The sequence below is a fragment of the Streptomyces sp. TLI_053 genome (assembly GCF_900105395.1).
GTDB lineage: Bacteria > Actinomycetota > Actinomycetes > Streptomycetales > Streptomycetaceae > Kitasatospora.
Genome location: NZ_LT629775.1, coordinates 3873565 through 3892820 on the forward strand (window position 1 = coordinate 3873565; position 19256 = coordinate 3892820).

Genomic DNA, 19256 nt, shown 5'->3' on the forward strand with positions numbered 1-19256 from the left:
ACCCACCGAGCCGCATCACTCATGGGCGGGACTTTAATGCCGATCCGGCGCCCGTGGTGGCATCCGGGGGTGTGATCTGCGACAGACCTGAGCGGGCGAGAAGGTCAGCTGATCGGATCGATCGGACCGGTCAGATCATCAGCCCGAGATCCTGGGCCAGGATCGCCGCCTGCACCCGGCTGCGCAGCCTCAGCTTGGCCAGGATCCGGCTGACATGGGTCTTGGTGGTCGCCTCCGCCATCTCCAGCCGCCCGGCGATCTCACCGTTCGACAGCCCGGCACCGATGCAGGCCAGCACCTCCCGCTCGCGCGGCGTCAGCCCGGCCACCGCCGTCCGGACCTCCGGCCCCACCTGCCGCTCCGGCCGGGCGAAGGTCCCGATCAGCCGGCGGGTCACCGAGGGCGCCAGCATGCCGTCCCCGCGCGCCACCGTGCGGATGCCGTCGACCAGCGCGTCCGCCTCCAGGTCCTTCAGCAGGAACCCGGCCGCACCGGCCCGCAGCGCGCCGTAGACGTACTCGTCCAGGTCGAAGGTCGTCAGCACCAGCACCTGCGCGGCCCCGGCCGTCACCACCTGGCGGGTGGCCGAGACCCCGTCCAGCCGCGGCATCTGCACGTCCATCAGGACGACGTCGGGCCGCAGCTCCAGCGCCAGCCGGACGGCCTCCTCGCCGTCCGCCGCCTGGCCGACCACCTCCAGGTCCGGCTCGGCCCGCAGGATCATCACCAGTGCCGCGCGCACCGCCGCCTGGTCCTCCGCGACCAGTACCCGGATCGTCATGACCGTCCCGCCCCTTCCTCCGTCGAGTGCTCCCTCGGCAGCACCGCGCGCACGCTCCAGCTCCCGTCCTTCGGCCCGGCCTCGAAGCCTCCGCCCAGCAGCGAGGCCCGTTCCGCCATGCCGACCAGCCCGGCCCTGGCCCCCGGCAGCGCCTGCCCGGCGCCGGTCCGGAACGGGCTGTCCACACTGATCCTCAGCTCCCCGGGCCGGAAGTCCAGCAGCACCCGGACCTCCCCCGGGCCGGCGTGCTTGAGCGCGTTGGTCAGCGACTCCTGCACGATCCGGTACGCGGCCAGGCCGACCGGCACCGGCAGGACCCCGCGCTCGCCGCTCTCGGTCAGCTCGAAGTCCAGCCCGACGTCCCGCCCGGCCGCCCGCGCCTTGGCGAGCAGCGCGTCCACCGCCGACAGGTCCGGCGCGGCGTACGACTCGTCGGCCTCGCCCCCGCCGCTCTCCCGCAGCAGCCCGACGATGCGGCGCATTTCGGCCAGCCCCTGGACGCTGTTCTCGCGGATCACGCCCAGCACCTCCAGCACCGGATCGTCCGCCGGCCGGCCCTGACGCCGCGCCATCGACTGCGCGCCGGTCGCGTGGATCGCGATCGCCGACAGGTGGTTGGCCACCACGTCGTGCAACTCGCGCGCCATCCTCGACCGTTCGGCGACCACCGCCTCGCGCCGGTCCATCTCCGAGAGCAGCGCGGTCTGTTCCGCCCGCAGCCGCTGGGACTCCGCCTCCTGCCGGTGCTTGCGCACGATGTCGGCGCTCCAGAGCGGGCCCAGGAAGACCAGGGTGGTGATCACGGCCACCGCGACCGCCGAACCCGTGTCGCCGTAGACGAGGGTCAGGGTGGTCAGCACCAGCACCGAGGCGGTCCCGGTGACGTGCAGGACCGGCGACATCCGCCGGGGCCCGTACACCACCGCCGCGTAGAGCAGGTCGGTGTACATCATGGTGGTCGCCAGCAGGGCGCCGGAGAAGATGCTCCCGGCGAAGACCAGCCCACCGAGCACCGCGATGGTGATCGGCCTGGTCCGCCGGACCAGTTCCAGGGCCGCCATCGCCAGCAGCGCCGGCAGCACCTGCCAGCGAGGCATCGACGACGACTGGTCGTACACCTTGAAGGCGATCAGCAGCAGTCCGCCGGCCAGCCCGGCCAGCGCGATCGTGGCATCGACCTGCCGTGGGGTGGGTGTGGGTCTGCGCACGACCCCATCAGATCATCCCCGGACCGCGCCCGGCTCCGGAGGCGGGAGGAGCCCGGCTACATCGAAAGATGCAGCCACGGTCCGTCCCCGCCGACGACGCGCGCCCGGAGGTGCCGCGGGGAGGCTGGAGGCGTCGTCGAGAACTGGAGCGCACCATGATCGTCACCCTTGTCCTCGCCGCCGAGGTCGCCTTCTGGGTGGTTCTCGCACTGGGCCTGGCCGCCCGCTACCTGCTGCGGTGGCGGAAGGTGAGCACCGTCCTGCTGGTCGGGCTGCCCGTGATCGACCTGGTGCTGTTCCTGCTCACCTTCCTCGACCTGCGCGGCGGCGCCACCGCCTCCTGGACGCACGCCCTCGCCGCGAGCTACCTGGGCTTCTCGGTCGGCTTCGGGCCGTCCGTGGTCCGCTGGGCCGACGGGTGGTTCCAGCACCGCTTCGGCGGCGGCCCGAAGCCGCTGCCCTCGCCCAAGTACGGCACGGCCCGGAGCCGGTACGAGTGGCGGATCTGCCTGCGCACCCTGGTCTCGGTGGCGATCACGCTCACCCTGATCACCGCGCTGAAGCTGTTCACCGACGCCACCGGGACCGGGGTGTTCGACCAGTGGTACTGGCGGCTGGGCATCGCCGCCGTGGTGAACCTCGTCATCGCCACCAGCTACACCCTCTGGCCGAAGCAGCCGCCGGCCGGCGCGGTCGTCGAGGACGGCCGGATCGTCGAGCGGCACGTCCCCGAGCAGGCGAAGCAGTTCTAGAACGGCGGCGGGTGCGGTGGACCGAACGGGAGACGGTCCACCGCATCGGCGCGCGGTCGCCTCAGCGGTTCTCGCCGGGCACCCAGAGCACGTCGCCGCGCTCCTTGTTGGCGGCCCGGGCCAGGATGAACAGCAGGTCGGACAGCCGGTTCAGGTACTTGGCGGTCAGCGGGTTGACGGTGTCCCCGTGGGTGTCGATCGCCGCCCAGGTGGCCCGCTCGGCCCGCCGGACCACGGTGCAGGCCAGGTGCAGGTACGCGGCGCCCGGGGTGCCGCCGGGGAGGATGAAGCTGCGCAGCTTCTCCAGCTCCGCCAGGTAGTGGTCGCAGTCCGTCTCCAGCTTGTCGATGTAGGACTGCTCGACCCGCAGCGGCGGGTACTTCGGGTCCTCCACCACCGGGGTGGCCAGATCGGCGCCGACGTCGAAGAGGTCGTTCTGCACCCGGGTGAGCACCGTGACCACGTCGGCCGGCAGCGCGCCGGCCGCGATCGCCACGCCGATCGCGGCGTTGGCCTCGTTGGTGTCCGCGTAGGCGACCAGACGGGGATCGGTCTTGCTCGTGCGGCTCATGTCACCGAGCGCCGTGGTGCCGTCGTCGCCGGTACGGGTGTAGATGCGCGTCAGATTGACCATGCGGCCACCCTAGCCGGGCCGGTTAGGGTGCGTTAACCCCCGACATCCCGAGGGTCCGCCGCTGTGCGACGTTGACCTCCCCCGGCCTCCGGCCGGGAGGTGCCCCCACCCCGAGGGTCCGCCGCTACGCGACGTTGACCCTCTGCCCGGGCGGGGCCGCCTCGAGCCAGGCGAGGAAGCCGGTGAGCGCGTCCTCGCTCATGGCGAGCTCCAGCGGGGCGCCCTCGTGCAGGCAGCGCAGCACGACCGAACCGGAGAGCAGGGCGAGCTCCTCCTGCCCCTCCGGGTAGCGCCGGCCCAGCACCTCGATCTCCCGGCGCGGCAGCACCTTGCGGGGGCGCGGGGCGTAGGAGAAGACCCGGAACCACTCGATGGAGTCACCGCTGTACCGGCCGATACCAAAAACCCACCCCTTGCCGTCGGTCTGGGGAACCGGGGCCGAGGTGGGTTTGCCGTTCTCGTCGAGGTCGGGCTGCGTGGAGGCGTCGACGGGCATTTTGAGCCGGTAGCTGCAGTCGAACGTGCCGCCGACCCGCTGGATCACACGGCGGCGTACCGCGAACGCGACCAACCCGATCACTCCGAGCGCCACGACCGCCGCACACACCACAAGGGCGAGGACCATGCTCACCTACCTCCTCGCTACCCGCGTTCCCCGTTCGGTCGTACCAGGCGACCGCGTTGACCTACCAACTGAGACGACAGTCCCGGGGTCACGCTCACGCGTCCCCGGGACCGTCGGTCGACCCCGCTCAGGCGGGGTCCGGCACAATCAGGCGCGGGCCTTGAGGCCGCGTGCCGCGAACAGCCGGACCTCGGCACGCCGCTCGGCGTGCGCGTCCAGGTCGGACTTGGCCTTGTCCAGTGCGCGCTCGGCGCGCGCGACGTCGATCTCGTCCGCCAGCTCGGCGATCTCCGCGAGCAGAGACAGCTTGTTGTCGGCGAAGGAGATGAAGCCGCCGTGCACCGCAGCGATCACGGTGCCGCCGTCCGTGGTGCGGATGGTGACCGGACCGGTCTCCAGCACGCTCAGCACCGGGGTGTGACCCGGCATGATGCCGGTGTCGCCGGAGGCCGTACGGGCGACGACGATGGTGGCCGCACCGGACCACACCTTGCGGTCGGCTGCGACCAGCTCGACGTGCAGCTCAGCCAACGTGGGCTCCTAGGCTCATGCAACCCCCGATTACTCGGGAGTTTCGGTAAGAATAACGGGCCCGCGCCCCCGGCATGAAACCGGCGGCACGGATTTGACCGGAATCACAGCCGATGCGACGCGAGGGGTGGGTCCCAGGGCTGGGGCCCACCCCTCACGATCACGCTCGGCTGCTACCGGCCGCGACTACTTCTTCGCGAGCTCGGCGGCGTTGCGCTCGAGGTCCTCGATGCCACCGCACATGAAGAACGCCTGCTCCGGGACGGAGTCGTACTTGCCGTCCGCGATGGAGTTGAACGCCTCGATGGTCTCGGACAGCGGCACGGTCGAACCCTCGACACCGGTGAACTGCTTCGCCACGTAGGTGTTCTGCGAGAGGAAGCGCTCGATGCGACGGGCACGGTGGACCGTGATCTTGTCCTCCTCCGACAGCTCGTCCATACCGAGGATGGCGATGATGTCCTGGAGGTCCTTGTACTTCTGCAGGATCCCCTTGATACGGATGGCCGTGTCGTAGTGGGTCTGCGCGATGTACCGCGGGTCGAGGATGCGGGACGTGGAGTCCAGCGGGTCGACGGCCGGGTAGATGCCCTTCTCCGAGATCGGGCGCGACAGAACGGTGGTCGCGTCCAGGTGGGCGAAGGTGGTGGCCGGGGCCGGGTCGGTCAGGTCGTCCGCGGGGACGTAGATCGCCTGCATCGAGGTGATCGAGTGACCGCGGGTCGAGGTGATGCGCTCCTGGAGGAGGCCCATCTCGTCGGCCAGGTTCGGCTGGTAGCCCACCGCGGAGGGCATACGGCCGAGCAGGGTCGACACCTCGGAACCGGCCTGGGTGAACCGGAAGATGTTGTCGATGAAGAGGAGCACGTCCTGCTTCTCGACGTCACGGAAGTACTCCGCCATGGTCAGCGCGGAGAGCGCGACCCGCAGACGGGTGCCCGGCGGCTCGTCCATCTGGCCGAAGACCAGGGCGGTCTTGTCCAGAACGCCCGAGTCGACCATCTCGTCGATGAGGTCGTTGCCCTCACGGGTACGCTCGCCGACGCCGGCGAAGACCGACACACCACCGAAGTTCTCGGCGACGCGGTAGATCATCTCCTGGATCAGAACGGTCTTGCCGACACCGGCACCACCGAACAGACCGATCTTGCCACCGGTGACGTACGGGGTGAGGAGGTCGATGACCTTGATGCCGGTCTCGAACATCTCGGTCTTGGACTCGAGGTCCTTGAAGTCGGGGGCCTTGCGGTGGATCGGCCACCGGACCTGGACCTGCGACTCGAACTCGTCCTTGTCGACGTTCAGCACCTCACCGAGGGCGTTGAAGACCTTGCCCTTGGTGATCTGGCCGACCGGCACGGAGATGGCGGCACCGGTGTCGGTGACCTGCGAACCACGGACCAGGCCGTCGGTCGGCTGCATCGAGATGCCGCGGACCAGGCCGTCGCCGAGGTGCTGGGCGACCTCGAGGGTGAGGACCTTCTTGCCGCTGCCGTCGGGGTTGTCCACCTCGACGTGCAGGGCGTTGAACATGTCCGGAATCGCGTCGACGGGGAACTCCACGTCGACGACCGGGCCGATGACCCGCGCGACGCGGCCCGTCGCCGTGGTCGGCTCAACAGTGGTAGTCATACTCATTCGCTCCCGCGGCTCGCGTCAGCGAGCGCGTTCGCGCCACCGACGATCTCGCTGATTTCCTGGGTGATCTCGGCCTGACGGGCCGAGTTGGCAAGCCGCGTGAGCGACTTGATGAGCTCGCCGGCGTTGTCCGTCGCGCTCTTCATCGCGCGGCGGCGGGCGGCGTGCTCGGAGGCGGCCGACTGCAGCAGCGCGTTGTAGATCCGGCTCTCCACGTACCGCGGCAGCAGCGCGTCGAGGACGCCCTCCGCCGACGGCTCGAAGTCGTAGAGCGGGAAGATCTCCTTCGTCGCCGACTCCTCGCCGACCTTGACCTCGTCGAGCTTCAGCGGCAGCAGCCGCGCGTCGACGGCGGTCTGCGTCAGCATCGACTCGAACTTGGTCGAGATCACGTGGACCTCGTCCACCCCGCCGGTCTCGGCCGTGAAGGCCTCGATCAGCGCGGCCGAGACGAGCTTGGCGTCGCCGTAGGTCGGCTTGTCCGAGAAGCCCGTCCACGAGTCCGCGACCGCGAGGTCACGGAAGCCGTAGTACGAGACGCCCTTGCGGCCGACGGCGTACGTCACCACTTCCTTGCCCTCGGCCCGCAGGCGCTCGGAGAGCGCCAGCGAGGCCTTGATGGCGTTGGACGAGTAGCCGCCCGCCAGACCGCGGTCCGCCGTGATCAGCAGGACTGCGGCACGCGTGGCGTTCGGGTTCTCGCTGGTGAGCGGGTGCTTGGCGGTGGACCGGGTGGCCACTGCCGTCACCGCCCGGGTGAGCTCATCGGCGTACGGGGTGGAGGCGGCCACCGCGCGCTGCGCCTTACCGATGCGCGCCGCGGAGATCATCTCCATCGCCTTGGTGATCTTCTTCGTCGCGGTGACAGAGCGGATCCGGCGCTTGTAGACCCGAAGCTGTGCTCCCATGGGTCGTTACGTCCTTTCCCTCGCTACCGGACTCAGGCCTGCTCGGAGAGCAGCTTGCCGTCAGCGGTCTGGTAACCCTGCTTGAACTCGCCGATCGCGGCGGTCAGCGCGTCGACGGTGCCGTCGGCGAGCAGACCGGTCTCGACGATGCCCGCGAGCAGGTCCTTGTGCTGCAGGCGCACGTAGTCCAGGAACTCGCGCTCGAAGCGGCGGATCTCGGCGACCGGGACGTCGTCCAGCTTGCCGGTGGTACCGGCCCAGATGGAGACGACCTGCTCCTCGACCGGGAACGGCTGGTACTGGCCCTGCTTCAGCAGCTCGACCATGCGCGCACCGCGCTCCAGCTGGGCCTTGGAGGCCGCGTCCAGGTCGGAACCGAAGCCGGCGAAGGCCTCCAGCTCACGGTACTGGGCGAGGTCCAGGCGCAGACGGCCGGCGACCGAGCGCATGGCCTTGATCTGGGCGGAGCCACCGACGCGGGAGACCGAGATACCGACGTTCACGGCCGGGCGGATGCCGGCGTTGAACAGGTCGGACTCCAGGAAGCACTGGCCGTCGGTGATCGAGATGACGTTGGTCGGGATGTACGCCGACACGTCGTTGGCCTTGGTCTCGATGATCGGAAGACCGGTCATCGAGCCGCCGCCCAGGGCGTCGTTCAGCTTCGCGCAGCGCTCCAGCAGACGGGAGTGCAGGTAGAAGACGTCGCCCGGGTACGCCTCGCGGCCCGGCGGGCGGCGCAGCAGCAGGGAGACGGAACGGTAGGCCTCGGCCTGCTTCGACAGGTCGTCGAAGATGATCAGGACGTGCTTGCCGTCGTACATCCACTCCTGGCCGATGGCGGAGCCGGTGTACGGAGCGAGGTACTTGAAGCCGGCCGGGTCGGAGGCGGGAGCGGCCACGATGGTGGTGTACTCCAGCGCGCCGGCCTCCTCCAGGGCGCCGCGGACGGACGCGATGGTGGAGCCCTTCTGGCCCACGGCGACGTAGATGCAGCGGACCTGCTTCTCCGGGTCGCCCGAGCGCCAGTTGTCGCGCTGGTTGATGATCGTGTCGACAGCCACCGCGGTCTTGCCGGTCTGGCGGTCGCCGATGATCAGCTGGCGCTGGCCGCGGCCGATCGGGGTCATCGCGTCGATGGCCTTGATGCCGGTCTGCAGCGGCTGCTTGACCGACTTGCGGGCCATGACACCCGGGGCCTGCAGCTCCAGGGCGCGGCGACCGGTGGCGGCGATGTCGCCCAGACCGTCGATCGGGTTGCCCAGCGGGTCCACGACGCGGCCGAGGTAGTTGTCGCCGACCGGCACGGAGAGGACCTCGCCGGTGCGGCGCACCGTCTGACCCTCCTCGATGCCGCCGAACTCACCGAGGATGACGACACCGATCTCGCGGGTGTCGAGGTTCAGCGCGAGGCCGAGCGTGCCGTCCTCGAACTTCAGCAGCTCGTTCGCCATGACCGAGGGCAGGCCCTCGACATGCGCGATGCCGTCCGCCGCGTCAGTGACCGTGCCGACCTCTTCCACAGAGGCGGCGTCCGGCTGGTACGACTGGACAAAGTCGGCCAGCGCGTCCCGGATCTCCTCCGGACGGATCGTAAGCTCCGCCATCAGGCTTCCCTGCTCTCCTAGTTTGCGATCCTCGGCCCGCCATTGAGGGCCGCAAGTGCTCGACTCTCGGCCGGGTCGTATGAACCGGCCGTACGTTTTGCCGACTCCGGTGGAGCCGGTTTCCCGACCGAGGGTCGGATGTGCTGCTTCGGTGCTCAGCCTTCGAGTACCTGGCGAGCGCCCGAGAGGCGGCTCGACACGGTGCCGTCGATGATCTCGTCACCGATCTGCACCCGGACACCGCCGACGACCTCGGGGTCGACGTCGATGTTCAGGTGGACCTGGCGGCCGTACAGCCGGCCGAGGGCGCCCGACAGGCGCTCCTTCTGGCTGTCCGACAGCGGCACCGCGGTGGTGACCTGGGCCACCATGCGATCGCGCCGGGCGGCGGCGAGCTTGGAGTAGGACTCCAGCCCCTGCTCCAGGCTACGGCCACGCGGGTTGTTGACGAGGCTGGTGACCAGCCGCACGGTGCCCGCGTTGGCGCGGCCGCCGAGCAGCTTCTTGATCAGGCCCGCCTTGGCGACGGCGCCGGCCTTGGGCTCGGTCAGCGCGGCGCGCAGCTCGTGCGAGCCGCTCACCACCCGACCGAAGCGGAAGAGCTCGTCCTCGACGTCGTCCAGGGCACCGGCCCTGTCGGCGGCGATGACCTCCGCGTACGCGGCCAGCTCCTCCACGGCGTCGACCAGGTCACGGCCACCCGACCAGCGGGAGCGGACCAGGCCGGAGACCAGGTCGGCCGTCTCGCCGGAGACCTGGCCGGCCAGCAGCGAGGAGACCAGCTGAGCCTTGTCCTGACCCGACCGGGACGGGTCGGTCAGGACGCGGCGCAGCGAGACCTCGCGGTCCAGCAGGACCGTGACGGCGGTGAGCTCCTCGGCGAGCCGGGCCGCGTCCACCGAGGTGGAGTCGGTCAGGCTCTCGAGGTTCTGCCGCCCGGCGGCGAGGGCCTCACGGCTGGCGCCGATCACTTCGCCGCACCCTGAGCAACGGCGGCCTTGGCCTCCAGCTCGTCCAGGAAGCGGTCGACGACGCCGCTCTGTCGCGCCTGGTCCTCGAGGGACTCACCCACGATGCGGGACGCCAGCTGGGTGGCCAGCGAGCCCACGTCCTGGCGCAGGGCGGCAGTCGCCTGCTTCTTGTCGGCCTCGATCTGGGCGTGGCCGGCGGCGACGATGGCCTCGCGCTGACGCTGGCCCTCCTCGCGCATCTCGACGAGCTGGGCAGCGCCCTGCTCGCGAGCCTGCTCGACGATGCGAGCCGCCTCGTGGCGCGCCTCGGCGAGCTCGGCACGGTACTGCTCGAGCAGGGCCTGTGCCTCGTTCTGAGCGGCCTCGGCGCGCTCCATGCCGCCCTCAATGGCATCCCGGCGCTCCGCCAGCACCTTCTCGATGCTGGGGAGGATCTTCTTGCCGAGGAGACCGAAGACGATGAAGAAGCAGAGCAGGCCGATGATGATCTCGGGCCAAGCGGGGAGGAGAGGGTTCATCTTCTCCTCGGCCGCGAGCTGAGCCGCGATGCTCATATCTGGACCTTCCTCGAATGGGTCTGCGGCGGGATTACTTGTTGCCGAAGACGAACGGCATGACGATGCCGATCAGCGCGAGGGCCTCGGTGAGCGCGAAGCCGATGAACATGTTGGAGCGGATGAGGCCGACGGCCTCGGGCTGGCGGGCCATGGCCTGGACGCCGTTGCCGAAGATCAGACCGACGCCGATGCCGGGGCCGATGGCGGCGAGGCCGTAGCCGATCGAGGCGACGGAACCGTAGACAGTGCCCTCAGCGAGGAAGCTCATTGCAGTTGTCCTTTGCAGGGTGGTGAACCGGTGGTGATTGGCCACCGGGCATTCCGGGAGGTGTGGATCGTGGCGGGCCCTGACGGGCCCGGGGCTCAGTGCGCCTCTTCCAGGGCACCGGCGATGTAGCTGCTGGCCAGCATCACGAAGATGTAGGCCTGCAGGAACTGGACCAGCAGCTCGAAGGCGGTGAGGCCGACGGCGACGACGAACGAGGCCGAGCCGTACAGCGCGCCCAGGGTCGGGCTGAGCAGGTACCAGGAGGCGATGGAGAACATCACGATCAGCAGGTGGCCGGCGAACATGTTCGCGAAGGCTCGGACCGCGAGCGTGAAGGGGCGCACGAAGATGTTCGAGAAGAACTCGATCGGCACCAGGATGAACATGACCCAGCCCGGGATCCCCGACGGCCAGCAGAGGTTCTTCAGACCACCGACGAACCCGTGGTTCTTGAAGGTCAGACCCATGTACGTGACCCACACGACGGCCGCGAGGCCGGCCGGGAAGGCGATCGCCGCAGTCACCGGGAACTGGGCGAAGGGAATGACCGACAGGATGTTCATCAGCCAGATGATGAAGAACATCGAGACGAGCATCGGGACGTACTTCTCGCCCCGCTTGCCGATCGTCTCCAGCACGATGGAACGCTTGACGAAGTCGTAGCCGATCTCACCGACCAGCTGCAGCTTGCCCGGGACGAGCTTCGGCTTCGCGAAGGCGGCCCAGAAGAAGCCGATGACCAGAACAGCCACGATCATCGACAGCAGCATCGGCTTGTTGAACTCGAAGCTGCCGATGGTGAAAATCGGCTCGAACTGGAACTCGTTCAGACCCGGGGCCGGGAAGCCGCAGCCAGCGTCCCCGAAGTGGCAACTGCCTGAGGCGAGGGACGTGAGTTCAGCACTCACCACGGACTCCTTCGTCGTGACGCATGGTTACGGCAACCTCGGTGTGTCGGCATGGCCTGCGGCCACGGAGCGGCACTGGAACTTGATGGGTTTCTCGCCGACCCCGCGCGGCAGAGCACTGCACCACAGCGGGATCATCGAAGACTGCGCGGATCCGGGGGGCGATCGATCCGCGCTGCGGATGGACCAGGCCTCTTCCCGTACTCCGTTGTTGCGACGGACGATAGCAGTCCGTCAGTGCGGCATAAACACCGCCCCCCTCGTTGGGGGGACAGTGGGCCGTCGTCACTGTTGACGCCCCTTGTCCGAGGGCTTCTCGGCCTTGTTTTCGGAGGCGTCGGTCACGACGTAGAAGGTCTTGGCCTTGAGGAAGCCGCGGACCTGGAAGCCGGTCCAGATCAGTACGCAGCCCAGCAGGGTGAAGGCGAAGGCCTGCCGGTTGAAGAGCTCGGTGTTCTTGAAGACCGCCAGCACGATGCCGACCAGCAGGATCTGAGTGGTGTACACCAGCAGCCCGACGGCCATCATCATCTGCGGATTCGACCTGGTCAGCCGGTCGAGGGCGACCTGGCCGGAGGCGAAGAAGACCATCACGAGCAGAGCGCCGAGGAAGGCCCCGAGCAGGCCCTTGCCCCCCGCGACGGCGAAGGAGATCGCCATCGCGATGACTCCGGCGACCGCAGTGGGGATCGCGGCGCCTCGGAGGATCCGGGCGTCGTTGGACGGCATGTCGGCAACTCCGGCGGCATGTCGATGTGGCGGGGGGACGGGCACAGAACTCGGTGGGTGGTACCGGACCGGAACCACCGCGGGCCGGCCTCTCGACGGCGAGCCCGTCGAGTGGGACCCGCCAGGGACGGAAGTCATCCACCTGTCAGGTCTTTCGGCGCGTTCTCGGTACTCGTGAACGGTATCACAAACTATTTGATGAGAGCTTTACCATGAATGTGTGGCACCTGTCACACCGATGGCTCAAGGGTGCCGCCGATCGGGTGAACCGACTTGACGCGCCCTCACCTCTCCCAGCGGCCGCGTCCGTTGCCGTGCCCGCGGCCGGTGACCGCCGACGATCCCTTGGGCACTCCGCCGAGCAGACGCTTGTCCTCGGCCGACAGTTCGGCCATCGGCTCGGGACTCGTACGCCCGGCCGAGTCGGCGGTGAGCTCGGTGCCCTCGGTGCTCCCGGCGGTCTCCGCGACCGGGGCGGCGGCGGTCCGGCGCACCGGACGGCGGCGGTAGCGCGGCGGCACGAAGGCCTGCACCGCGCGCGGGGCCCGGGGCCGGAACCGCGGGGTGAGCAGCACCACCAGGCCGACCAGGCAGAGACCGGCCAGCGTGAGGACGACGGTACGGCCGGTGTTGGTGACCGAGAAGGCGACGGTCCCGAACGCGATCAGCGCGGCCCAGAAGTACATGATCAGTACGGCGCGGCTGTGCGAGTGGCCGACCTGGAGCAGTCGGTGGTGCAGGTGCCGCTTGTCGGCGGCGAACGGGGACTGGCCCGCCCAGGTGCGGCGGACCACGGCGAGCAGCAGGTCCGCCAGCGGCAGCGCGATGACCGTCAGGGGCAGCAGCAGCGGGATGTAGATCGGCACCAGGGCGTGCACGGTGGCGGTCTGGGAGCCCAGCTCGCTGGTGATGAGGTCGGGGTCGACCCGGCCGGTGATGGAGATCGCGGCGACGGCCAGCATCAGGCCGAGCATCATCGAGCCGGAGTCGCCCATGAAGATCCGGGCCGGGTGCATGTTGTGCGCCAGGAAGCCCAGGCACATCCCGATCAGCAGCACGCTGAACAGCACCGCGGGGGCGGCGTCGGAGATCGTGTAGCCGTACCAGAGCCGGTACGAGTACAGGAAGAAGGCCATCGCGGCGATGCAGACCATGCCGCCCGCCAGACCGTCCAGCCCGTCGATGAAGTTCACCGCGTTGACCATGACGACGACCAGGACCACCGAGATGACCATGCCCTGGGTCGGGCTGACCGCGACCGGACCCACGCCGGGCACCGGCAGGGTGATCACCGTGACGCCCTGCCAGACCATCACACCGGCGGCGATCATCTGGCCGCCCAGCTTCACCAGGGCGTCCACGCCCCACTTGTCGTCCAGCACGCCGAGCAGCCACATGATGCCGGCGCCGGAGAGCAGCGCGCGGATGTCGGTGCCCTGGGAGAACACCTTGCTCAGGTTGTCGAGCTGGGAGGCGACCAGGATGCCCGCGCAGAGTCCGCCGAACATCGCGATGCCGCCGAGCCGCGGCGTCGGCTCGCGGTGCACGTCCCGCGCGCGGACCGGGGGCATCGCCCCGGCCGCGATGGCGAACTTCCGGACCGGCCCGGTCAGCAGATAGGTGACCGCCGCGGTGCAGAACAGCACCAGCAGATACTCACGCACCACTGGCCTCCCGCAGCGCTGTCCGACGGTTGGGTACCGAAGGTACTCCCGTGCCTGTCCGAGGTTCGAGGTGCGTCGCCACGGCACACACCTTATTGAGTCGGACGCCGGGGGCGCGCATCGCGGTTCGCCCTACCGGGTAGGAGATTCGGAAGCGCGGTCAACGCCGCCCGGCGAAGGCCCGCGCGAGCTCCCGGACGCGCTCCGCCACCCGGACGTCCGTGCCCCCGGCGAGCAGCCGTCCGATCAGCCCGGCGATCTCCGCCAGCTCCGCCTCCCCCATGCCCTGCGTGGTCACGGTGCCGGTCCCGAGCCGGATCCCGGAGGCCTCCGAGGGCGGCGCCGGGTCGTAGGGCAGCGCGCACTTGCCGAACAGCAGTCCGGCGGCCGCGCAGCGGCGCTCCGCCTCGGCCCCGCTGACGCCGAGCGCGCCGACGTCGGCGGTCACCAGATGGGTGTCGGTGCCCCCGGTCAGCGGGCGCGCTCCCGCCGCCGCGAGCCCGTCCGCGAGCACCCGTGCCCCGGCCACCGTGCGGTGGGCGTACGCCCGGAAGGCGGGCGTGGCGGCCTCGGCCAGCGCGACGGCCTTGCCGGCCACCTCGTTCATCGCGGCGCCGCCCTGGCTGAACGGGAAGACCGCCCGGTCGACCCGTTCGGCCAGCTCGGCGGTGCACAGCAGCAGACCACCGCGCGGGCCCCGGAGCAGTTTGTGGGTGGCCGCCACGGTGACGTCCGCGTACGGGACCGGGGACGGCGCGACACCGGCCGCGACCAGGCCGGTGGTCTGCGCGACGGAGGCCACCAGAAAGGCGTCCGCCTCGTCGGCGATCGCCCGGAAGGCGGCCCAGTCGGGGTGCCGCGGGTAGGAGATGGAGCCGGCCACGATCGCCTTCGGCCGGTGCCGCAGGGCCAGCTCGCGGACCTGGTCGAGGTCGATCAGCCCGTCCTCGCGGCGCACCCCGTAACCGACGAAGTCGAACCAGCGGCCGGAAAAGTTGGCCCGCGAGCCGCAGCTGAGGTGGCCACCGTGCTCCAGCGACATCGCGAGCACCACGTCGCCGGGCCGCAGCAGCGCGGCGTAGGCGGCGAGCATCGCCGCGGTGCCGGAGCGCGGCTGGACGTTCGCGTGCGGGGCGGCGAACAGCTCCCGGGCCCGGTCGATCGCCAGCAGCTCGGCGGCGTCGGCGAGCGAGCAGCCGGCGTGGTGGCGGCGGCCGGGGTAGCCCTCGGCGTACTTGTCGATCAGCGGGCCGGTGAGGGCCGCCAGCACGGCCGGGCCGGTGAGGTTCTCCCCCGCCAGCAGCTGGATCGTCTCCGCCCGTCGTTCGGCCTCCGCGGCCATCAGGTCGGCCAGCTGGGGATCGGCCCGGAACAGGGCGGCGGAGAGCGCCTCGGGGGTCTCGACGGGGCCGGTCGCGGCATCGGTGACGGTCATGGCGGGGGCTCCCGGGCGCGTCGGGTCGGATCCCTCCAGCGTAGGACCGCCCCCGCGCCCCGGCACGGCGGCGCGTGCCGGGGTACGCCCGGCCGTGGGAAGCGGCGCGACCGGGCCGGCGGTGCCACGGCGGCCGGCCGGCGTCCGGGCCGGCGCTCAGCGCAGCGCGCGGACCCCGGTGAGGGCGGTCACCACCGGGTCGACGGCGTGGAATATCTCCTCGCCGCAGTTGCGGAACATCCCGATCGGCGCGCCGTACGGGTCGTGCAGCTCGTCCGTCTCGGGGTCGGCGGCCAGCAGCCAGCCGCGCAGCGCCGCGGCGGCCCGGACCAGGGCCCGGGCGCGCTCGGTGACGTCGGCGCCGCGGCGCGGGTCCGGCAGGGTCCCCGGGTCGATCGTCCGGACCAGCCGGGTGAACTCCTTCAGGGTGAAGGTGCGCAGCCCCGCCTCGTGGCCCATGGAGATGACCTGGGCCCGGTGGTCCAGGGTCGCGGTGAGCACCAGGTCGGCCTCGACCACGTGCTCGTCCAGCAGTTCGCGGCCGGTGAAGCCGCCGCTGTCGGCGCCGTACTCGTCCAGCACCGTGGCGGCGTGGTCCTCCATCGGCGCGCCGACATGGCCCCAGGTGCCGGCCGACTCGACCAGGATCCGGCCGGCCACCCGGGGGTTCAGCCGGGTGTCCAGCTCACGCCGGGTGAGCCGCTCGGCGATCGGCGAGCGGCAGATGTTGCCGGTGCACACGTACAGGATCCGGAAGTGGTCCAGCGGCCTGGGTCCCACGCTCAGGTACGGCGATATGCCGGGCCCGGCATGGAGGGAGGCGGCCGTCAACTGCCGGCCTCCAGGTCGGGGACGACCTCCCTCAGCTGCTCGACGGAGATCGCGCCGGCCCTCAGCAGCACCGGCACCTTGCCGGTGACGTCGACGATCGACGAGGCCTGGGCGTGGTCGGCGGTGCCGCCGTCCAGGTAGACCGAGATGGCGTCGCCGAGCTGCTGCTGGGCCTCGTCGCAGGTGGCCGGGGACGGGCCGCCGGTCCGGTTGGCGCTGGAGACGGCCATCGGACCGGTGCTGTTCAGCAGCTCGATGGCGACCGGGTGCAGCGGCATCCGGACCGCGACGGTGCCGCGGGTCTCGCCGAGGTCCCAGCGCAGCGAGGGCTGGTGCTTGGCGACCAGGGTGAGACCGCCCGGCCAGAAGGCGTCGACGAGCTCCCAGGCCTGCTCGGAGAAGTCCGTGACCAGACCGTGCAGGGTGGTCGGCGAGCCGACCAGGACGGGCGAGGGCATGTTGCGGCCGCGACCCTTGGCGGCGAGCAGGGCGGCCACCGCCTCCGGGGAGAAGGCGTCCGCGCCGACCCCGTAGAGGGTGTCGGTCGGCAGCACGACGAGTTCGCCGCGGCGGACGGCAGAGGCGGCCTCACGCAGACCGGTGGCGCGGTCCCCGGCATCGGCACAGTCGTAGCGGCGGCTCATCGGTGCGGTCCCCTTCCGGACGGGCTCATGGTGGTGCTCGTGGTGGTGCTCGTGCTGCTCGTGGCGCTCGTACTGCTGCCGGCGCCGGCGGCGGTGCTCCGGCGCCCCGACGGGCCGCGGTGCCCGCCGGTCACCCGCTCGGTCACAGCGACGCCTTGCGGGCCGTGGTGAAGCGCGGGCGGTTGTTCAGATCGCGGTGGTCGGCGGTGTCGGTCCAGCCGGCCTCCTCGTTGAAGATCCACGGGACCTGGCCGCCCTGGGTGTCGGCGTGCTCGATCACCACGGCGCCGCCCGGGCGCAGCAGACGGGCGGCGACGCGCTCGATGCCGCGGATGGTGTGCAGGCCGTCCTCGCCGGAGAACAGCGACATCTGCGGGTCGTGGTCGCGGGCCTCCGGGGCCACGTACTCCCACTCGGTGAGCGGGATGTAGGGCGGGTTGGAGATCACCAGGTCGAAGCGGCCGTCCCAGGCGCGGTCGTCCTCGAAGGCCCGGGTGGCGTCGCCCTCGTGCAGGGTGACCCGGGCGCGGTCGGGCGAGGAGCCGATGTTGCGCCGGGTGTAGGGCAGCGCGCCCTCGTCCAGCTCGAAGGCGTGGACGACCGAGCGGGGCAGCTCCTGGGCGAGGGCGAGCGCGATCGCGCCGGAGCCGGAGCAGAGGTCGACGACCAGCGGCTCGGCCACGTCCATGTCGCGGACGGCGTCTATGGCCCACTCGACCACCGACTCGGTCTCCGGGCGGGGCACGAAGACCCCCGGCCCGACCTCGAGCTCCAGGTAGCGGAAGAACGCCCGGCCGGTGATGTGCTGGAGCGGCTCGCGGGCCTCCCGGCGGGCCACCGCCTCCCAGTACCGGGCGTCGAAGTCGGCGTCCTTGACGGTGTGCAGCTGGCTGCGCCTGACGTTGTGGACGTGTGCGGCGAGTTCCTCCGCGTCGAAGCGCGGCGACGGCACGCCGGCCGCGGCCAACCGCTGGGTGGCCTGGGCCACCTCGGCGAGTAGCAGGTTCATCCGTACGACCTCTTGCTTCCGCTCTCCGGCCTCGACGTCGGTCCCGCCGCCGCCCGGTGTCAGTTCTGTTGGGCCGCGGCGAGCTTGGCCGCGGCGTCCGCGTCGACACAGGACTGGATGACGGCGTTCAGCTCACCGTCCAGCACCTGGTCCAGGTTGTACGACTTGAAGCCCGTCCGGTGGTCCGAGATGCGGTTCTCCGGGTAGTTGTACGTCCGGATCCGCTCGGAGCGGTCCACCGTGCGGACCTGGCTGCGGCGCGCGTCCGAGGCCTCGCGCTCGGCCTCCTCCTGCGCGGCGGCCAGCAGCCGCGAACGCAGGATGCGCATCGCCTGCTCCTTGTTCTGCAGCTGGCTCTTCTCGTTCTGGCAGGACGCCACGATACCGGTCGGCAGGTGGGTGATCCGGACCGCGGAGTCGGTGGTGTTGACCGACTGGCCGCCCGGGCCGGACGAGCGGTACACGTCGATCCGCAGGTCGTTGGCGAGGATCTCGACCTCGACCTCCTCGGCCTCCGGGGTGACCAGCACGCCCGCCGCCGAGGTGTGGATGCGGCCCTGCGACTCGGTGGCGGGGACGCGCTGCACGCGGTGCACGCCGCCCTCGTACTTCAGCCGGGCCCAGACGCCCTGGCCGGGCTCGGCGTTGCCCTTGGTCTTCACGGCCACCGAGACGTCCTTGTAGCCGCCGAGGTCGGACTCGTTGGAGTCGATGAGCTCGGTCTTCCAGCCGATCCGCTCGGCGAACCGCAGGTACATCCGGAGCAGGTCACCGGCGAACAGCGCGGACTCCTCGCCGCCCTCACCGGCCTTGATCTCCAGGATGACGTCCTTGTCGTCGTTCGGGTCGCGGGGGACCAGCAGCAGCCGCAGCTCCTCGGTCAGCTCCTCGCGCCGGGCCTCGCCGGTCTTCACCTCGGCGAGGAACTCGGGGTCCTCGGCGGCGAGTTCGCGGGCGGCCTCGATGTCCTCGCCGGCCTGTCGCCAGGCCCGGAAGACCCGGGTGATCGGCGTGAGCTCGGCGTAGCGCTTGGCCAGCTTGCGGGCGTTCGCCTGGTCGGCGTGGACGGACGGGTCGGCCAGCCTCGCCTCGAGGTCGGCGTGCTCGACGAGGAGCTCTTCGACTGCCTCGAACATGGGGGTGGCCTTCTTCCCGGGGATCGGTGGGTGGAGCTGAGGGGGACCGCGGAGCGCGGACGGTGCGGGGGGACGCGAACGGCGCCGGTCCCCCATGCCCCCGGAACGAGTACGGGGGCACCGGGAACCGGCGCCGAGGGAGCGCTAGGCCTTCGCGCTGTGCTGCTTGCCGAAGCGGGCCTCGAAGCGGGCCACGCGGCCACCGGTGTCGAGGATCTTCTGCTTGCCGGTGTAGAACGGGTGGCACTGCGAGCAGACCTCGGCGCGGATCACGCCGCTGGTCTCGGTCGAGCGAGTGGTGAACTCGGCACCGCAGGTGCAGGTCACGTGGGTGACCACGTACTCGGGGTGGGCGTTGGGCTTCAAGGGATTCTCCTAGTGTTCGGGAGGGCACCGGGTCGGCGGCGGGGACGCCGCTCG

21 protein-coding genes are annotated in these 19256 nt (G+C 70.7%); 1 reads left to right on the forward strand and 20 read right to left on the reverse strand.

Features of this window, described 5'->3' with window-relative positions; genetic code table 11:
- Positions 1-130 precede the first annotated feature (130 nt).
- Both BLU95_RS15310 and BLU95_RS15315 read right to left on the reverse strand, forming a co-directional pair.
- On the reverse strand, positions 131-781 hold the full coding sequence (locus BLU95_RS15310) for a response regulator (protein ID WP_093860502.1): 651 nt from the start codon (positions 779-781) through the stop codon (positions 131-133).
- The gene (locus BLU95_RS15315; RefSeq protein ID WP_173862057.1) at positions 778-1989 is read right to left on the reverse strand and encodes a sensor histidine kinase; all 1212 of its coding nucleotides are present in this window, start codon (positions 1987-1989) and stop codon (positions 778-780) included. The genes BLU95_RS15310 and BLU95_RS15315 overlap by 4 nt, the downstream gene beginning before the upstream one ends.
- A gap of 155 nt (positions 1990-2144) precedes the next feature.
- On the opposite strand from BLU95_RS15315, the gene BLU95_RS15320 reads away from it, so the two are divergent.
- Positions 2145-2741, forward strand: coding sequence for a hypothetical protein (locus BLU95_RS15320; RefSeq protein WP_093860503.1), 597 nt, complete (start codon positions 2145-2147; stop codon positions 2739-2741).
- A gap of 61 nt (positions 2742-2802) precedes the next feature.
- Here the strand turns inward: BLU95_RS15320 and BLU95_RS15325 are convergent, their stop codons facing one another.
- The 18 genes from BLU95_RS15325 to rpmE form a co-directional block, all read right to left on the reverse strand.
- On the reverse strand, positions 2803-3375 hold the full coding sequence (locus BLU95_RS15325; RefSeq protein ID WP_093860504.1) for a cob(I)yrinic acid a,c-diamide adenosyltransferase: 573 nt from the start codon (positions 3373-3375) through the stop codon (positions 2803-2805).
- Between the two features lie 124 nt (positions 3376-3499).
- Positions 3500-4000, reverse strand: coding sequence for a DUF2550 domain-containing protein (locus BLU95_RS15330; RefSeq protein WP_030392779.1), 501 nt, complete (start codon positions 3998-4000; stop codon positions 3500-3502).
- A gap of 147 nt (positions 4001-4147) precedes the next feature.
- A complete protein-coding gene (locus tag BLU95_RS15335; RefSeq protein ID WP_093860506.1) occupies positions 4148-4531 on the reverse strand; it encodes a F0F1 ATP synthase subunit epsilon in 384 nt (127 codons plus the stop codon).
- Between the two features lie 186 nt (positions 4532-4717).
- Positions 4718-6163, reverse strand: coding sequence for a F0F1 ATP synthase subunit beta (atpD, locus tag BLU95_RS15340; protein ID WP_093860507.1), 1446 nt, complete (start codon positions 6161-6163; stop codon positions 4718-4720).
- 2 nt (positions 6164-6165) lie between these two features.
- A complete protein-coding gene (locus BLU95_RS15345; protein ID WP_093860508.1) occupies positions 6166-7077 on the reverse strand; it encodes a F0F1 ATP synthase subunit gamma in 912 nt (303 codons plus the stop codon).
- A 32-nt stretch (positions 7078-7109) separates the two neighbouring features.
- On the reverse strand, positions 7110-8684 hold the full coding sequence (gene atpA, locus BLU95_RS15350) for a F0F1 ATP synthase subunit alpha (protein ID WP_030392783.1): 1575 nt from the start codon (positions 8682-8684) through the stop codon (positions 7110-7112).
- 155 nt (positions 8685-8839) lie between these two features.
- Positions 8840-9655, reverse strand: coding sequence for a F0F1 ATP synthase subunit delta (locus BLU95_RS15355; protein WP_093860509.1), 816 nt, complete (start codon positions 9653-9655; stop codon positions 8840-8842).
- Entirely contained in the window at positions 9652-10209 is a 558-nt protein-coding gene (locus BLU95_RS15360; RefSeq protein WP_093860510.1) for a F0F1 ATP synthase subunit B, read from the reverse strand. Before BLU95_RS15360 ends, BLU95_RS15355 begins: the two co-directional genes overlap by 4 nt.
- A gap of 34 nt (positions 10210-10243) precedes the next feature.
- Entirely contained in the window at positions 10244-10480 is a 237-nt protein-coding gene (atpE, locus tag BLU95_RS15365) for an ATP synthase F0 subunit C (RefSeq protein ID WP_030392786.1), read from the reverse strand.
- A gap of 95 nt (positions 10481-10575) precedes the next feature.
- The gene (gene atpB / locus BLU95_RS15370) at positions 10576-11388 is read right to left on the reverse strand and encodes a F0F1 ATP synthase subunit A (RefSeq protein WP_030392787.1); all 813 of its coding nucleotides are present in this window, start codon (positions 11386-11388) and stop codon (positions 10576-10578) included.
- Positions 11389-11673: 285 nt separating this feature from the next.
- A complete protein-coding gene (locus BLU95_RS15375) occupies positions 11674-12117 on the reverse strand; it encodes a Cg1360 family ATP-synthase-associated protein (protein WP_093860511.1) in 444 nt (147 codons plus the stop codon).
- Positions 12118-12401: 284 nt separating this feature from the next.
- Positions 12402-13781 carry an MraY family glycosyltransferase gene (locus BLU95_RS15380; RefSeq protein ID WP_107452562.1) on the reverse strand — a complete coding sequence of 460 codons (1380 nt, stop codon included), beginning with the start codon at positions 13779-13781 and terminating at the stop codon, positions 12402-12404.
- 160 nt (positions 13782-13941) lie between these two features.
- Complete coding sequence (glyA, locus tag BLU95_RS15385) at positions 13942-15216, reverse strand: serine hydroxymethyltransferase (protein ID WP_093860512.1); 1275 nt, start codon at positions 15214-15216, stop codon at positions 13942-13944.
- Between the two features lie 156 nt (positions 15217-15372).
- Entirely contained in the window at positions 15373-16014 is a 642-nt protein-coding gene (locus tag BLU95_RS15390) for an arsenate reductase/protein-tyrosine-phosphatase family protein (protein ID WP_231978767.1), read from the reverse strand.
- Between the two features lie 29 nt (positions 16015-16043).
- Positions 16044-16691 (reverse strand): L-threonylcarbamoyladenylate synthase, encoded by a 648-nt coding sequence (locus tag BLU95_RS15395; RefSeq protein ID WP_093860514.1) that lies wholly within the window; start codon positions 16689-16691, stop codon positions 16044-16046.
- 142 nt (positions 16692-16833) lie between these two features.
- Entirely contained in the window at positions 16834-17700 is an 867-nt protein-coding gene (gene prmC, locus BLU95_RS15400) for a peptide chain release factor N(5)-glutamine methyltransferase (RefSeq protein WP_030392793.1), read from the reverse strand.
- Between the two features lie 59 nt (positions 17701-17759).
- Entirely contained in the window at positions 17760-18836 is a 1077-nt protein-coding gene (gene prfA / locus BLU95_RS15405) for a peptide chain release factor 1 (RefSeq protein ID WP_093860515.1), read from the reverse strand.
- A gap of 144 nt (positions 18837-18980) precedes the next feature.
- Positions 18981-19202, reverse strand: coding sequence for a 50S ribosomal protein L31 (rpmE, locus tag BLU95_RS15410; RefSeq protein WP_093860516.1), 222 nt, complete (start codon positions 19200-19202; stop codon positions 18981-18983).
- Between the last annotated feature and the right edge of the window lie 54 nt (positions 19203-19256).

Coding starts and splice junctions, on each gene's coding strand:
- BLU95_RS15325 (WP_093860504.1), bottom strand. CDS start 3,375: ATGGTCAATCTGACGCGCATCTACACCCGTACCGGCGACGACGGCACC.
- glyA (WP_093860512.1), bottom strand. CDS start 15,216: ATGACCGTCACCGATGCCGCGACCGGCCCCGTCGAGACCCCCGAGGCG.
- atpD (WP_093860507.1), bottom strand. CDS start 6,163: ATGACTACCACTGTTGAGCCGACCACGGCGACGGGCCGCGTCGCGCGG.
- BLU95_RS15395 (WP_093860514.1), bottom strand. CDS start 16,691: ATGAGCCGCCGCTACGACTGTGCCGATGCCGGGGACCGCGCCACCGGT.
- prfA (WP_093860515.1), bottom strand. CDS start 18,836: ATGTTCGAGGCAGTCGAAGAGCTCCTCGTCGAGCACGCCGACCTCGAG.
- BLU95_RS15310 (WP_093860502.1), bottom strand. CDS start 781: ATGACGATCCGGGTACTGGTCGCGGAGGACCAGGCGGCGGTGCGCGCG.
- BLU95_RS15375 (WP_093860511.1), bottom strand. CDS start 12,117: ATGCCGTCCAACGACGCCCGGATCCTCCGAGGCGCCGCGATCCCCACT.
- BLU95_RS15330 (WP_030392779.1), bottom strand. CDS start 4,000: ATGGTCCTCGCCCTTGTGGTGTGTGCGGCGGTCGTGGCGCTCGGAGTG.
- BLU95_RS15345 (WP_093860508.1), bottom strand. CDS start 7,077: ATGGGAGCACAGCTTCGGGTCTACAAGCGCCGGATCCGCTCTGTCACC.
- BLU95_RS15360 (WP_093860510.1), bottom strand. CDS start 10,209: ATGAGCATCGCGGCTCAGCTCGCGGCCGAGGAGAAGATGAACCCTCTC.
- atpA (WP_030392783.1), bottom strand. CDS start 8,684: ATGGCGGAGCTTACGATCCGTCCGGAGGAGATCCGGGACGCGCTGGCC.
- BLU95_RS15320 (WP_093860503.1), top strand. CDS start 2,145: ATGATCGTCACCCTTGTCCTCGCCGCCGAGGTCGCCTTCTGGGTGGTT.
- prmC (WP_030392793.1), bottom strand. CDS start 17,700: ATGAACCTGCTACTCGCCGAGGTGGCCCAGGCCACCCAGCGGTTGGCC.
- atpE (WP_030392786.1), bottom strand. CDS start 10,480: ATGAGCTTCCTCGCTGAGGGCACTGTCTACGGTTCCGTCGCCTCGATC.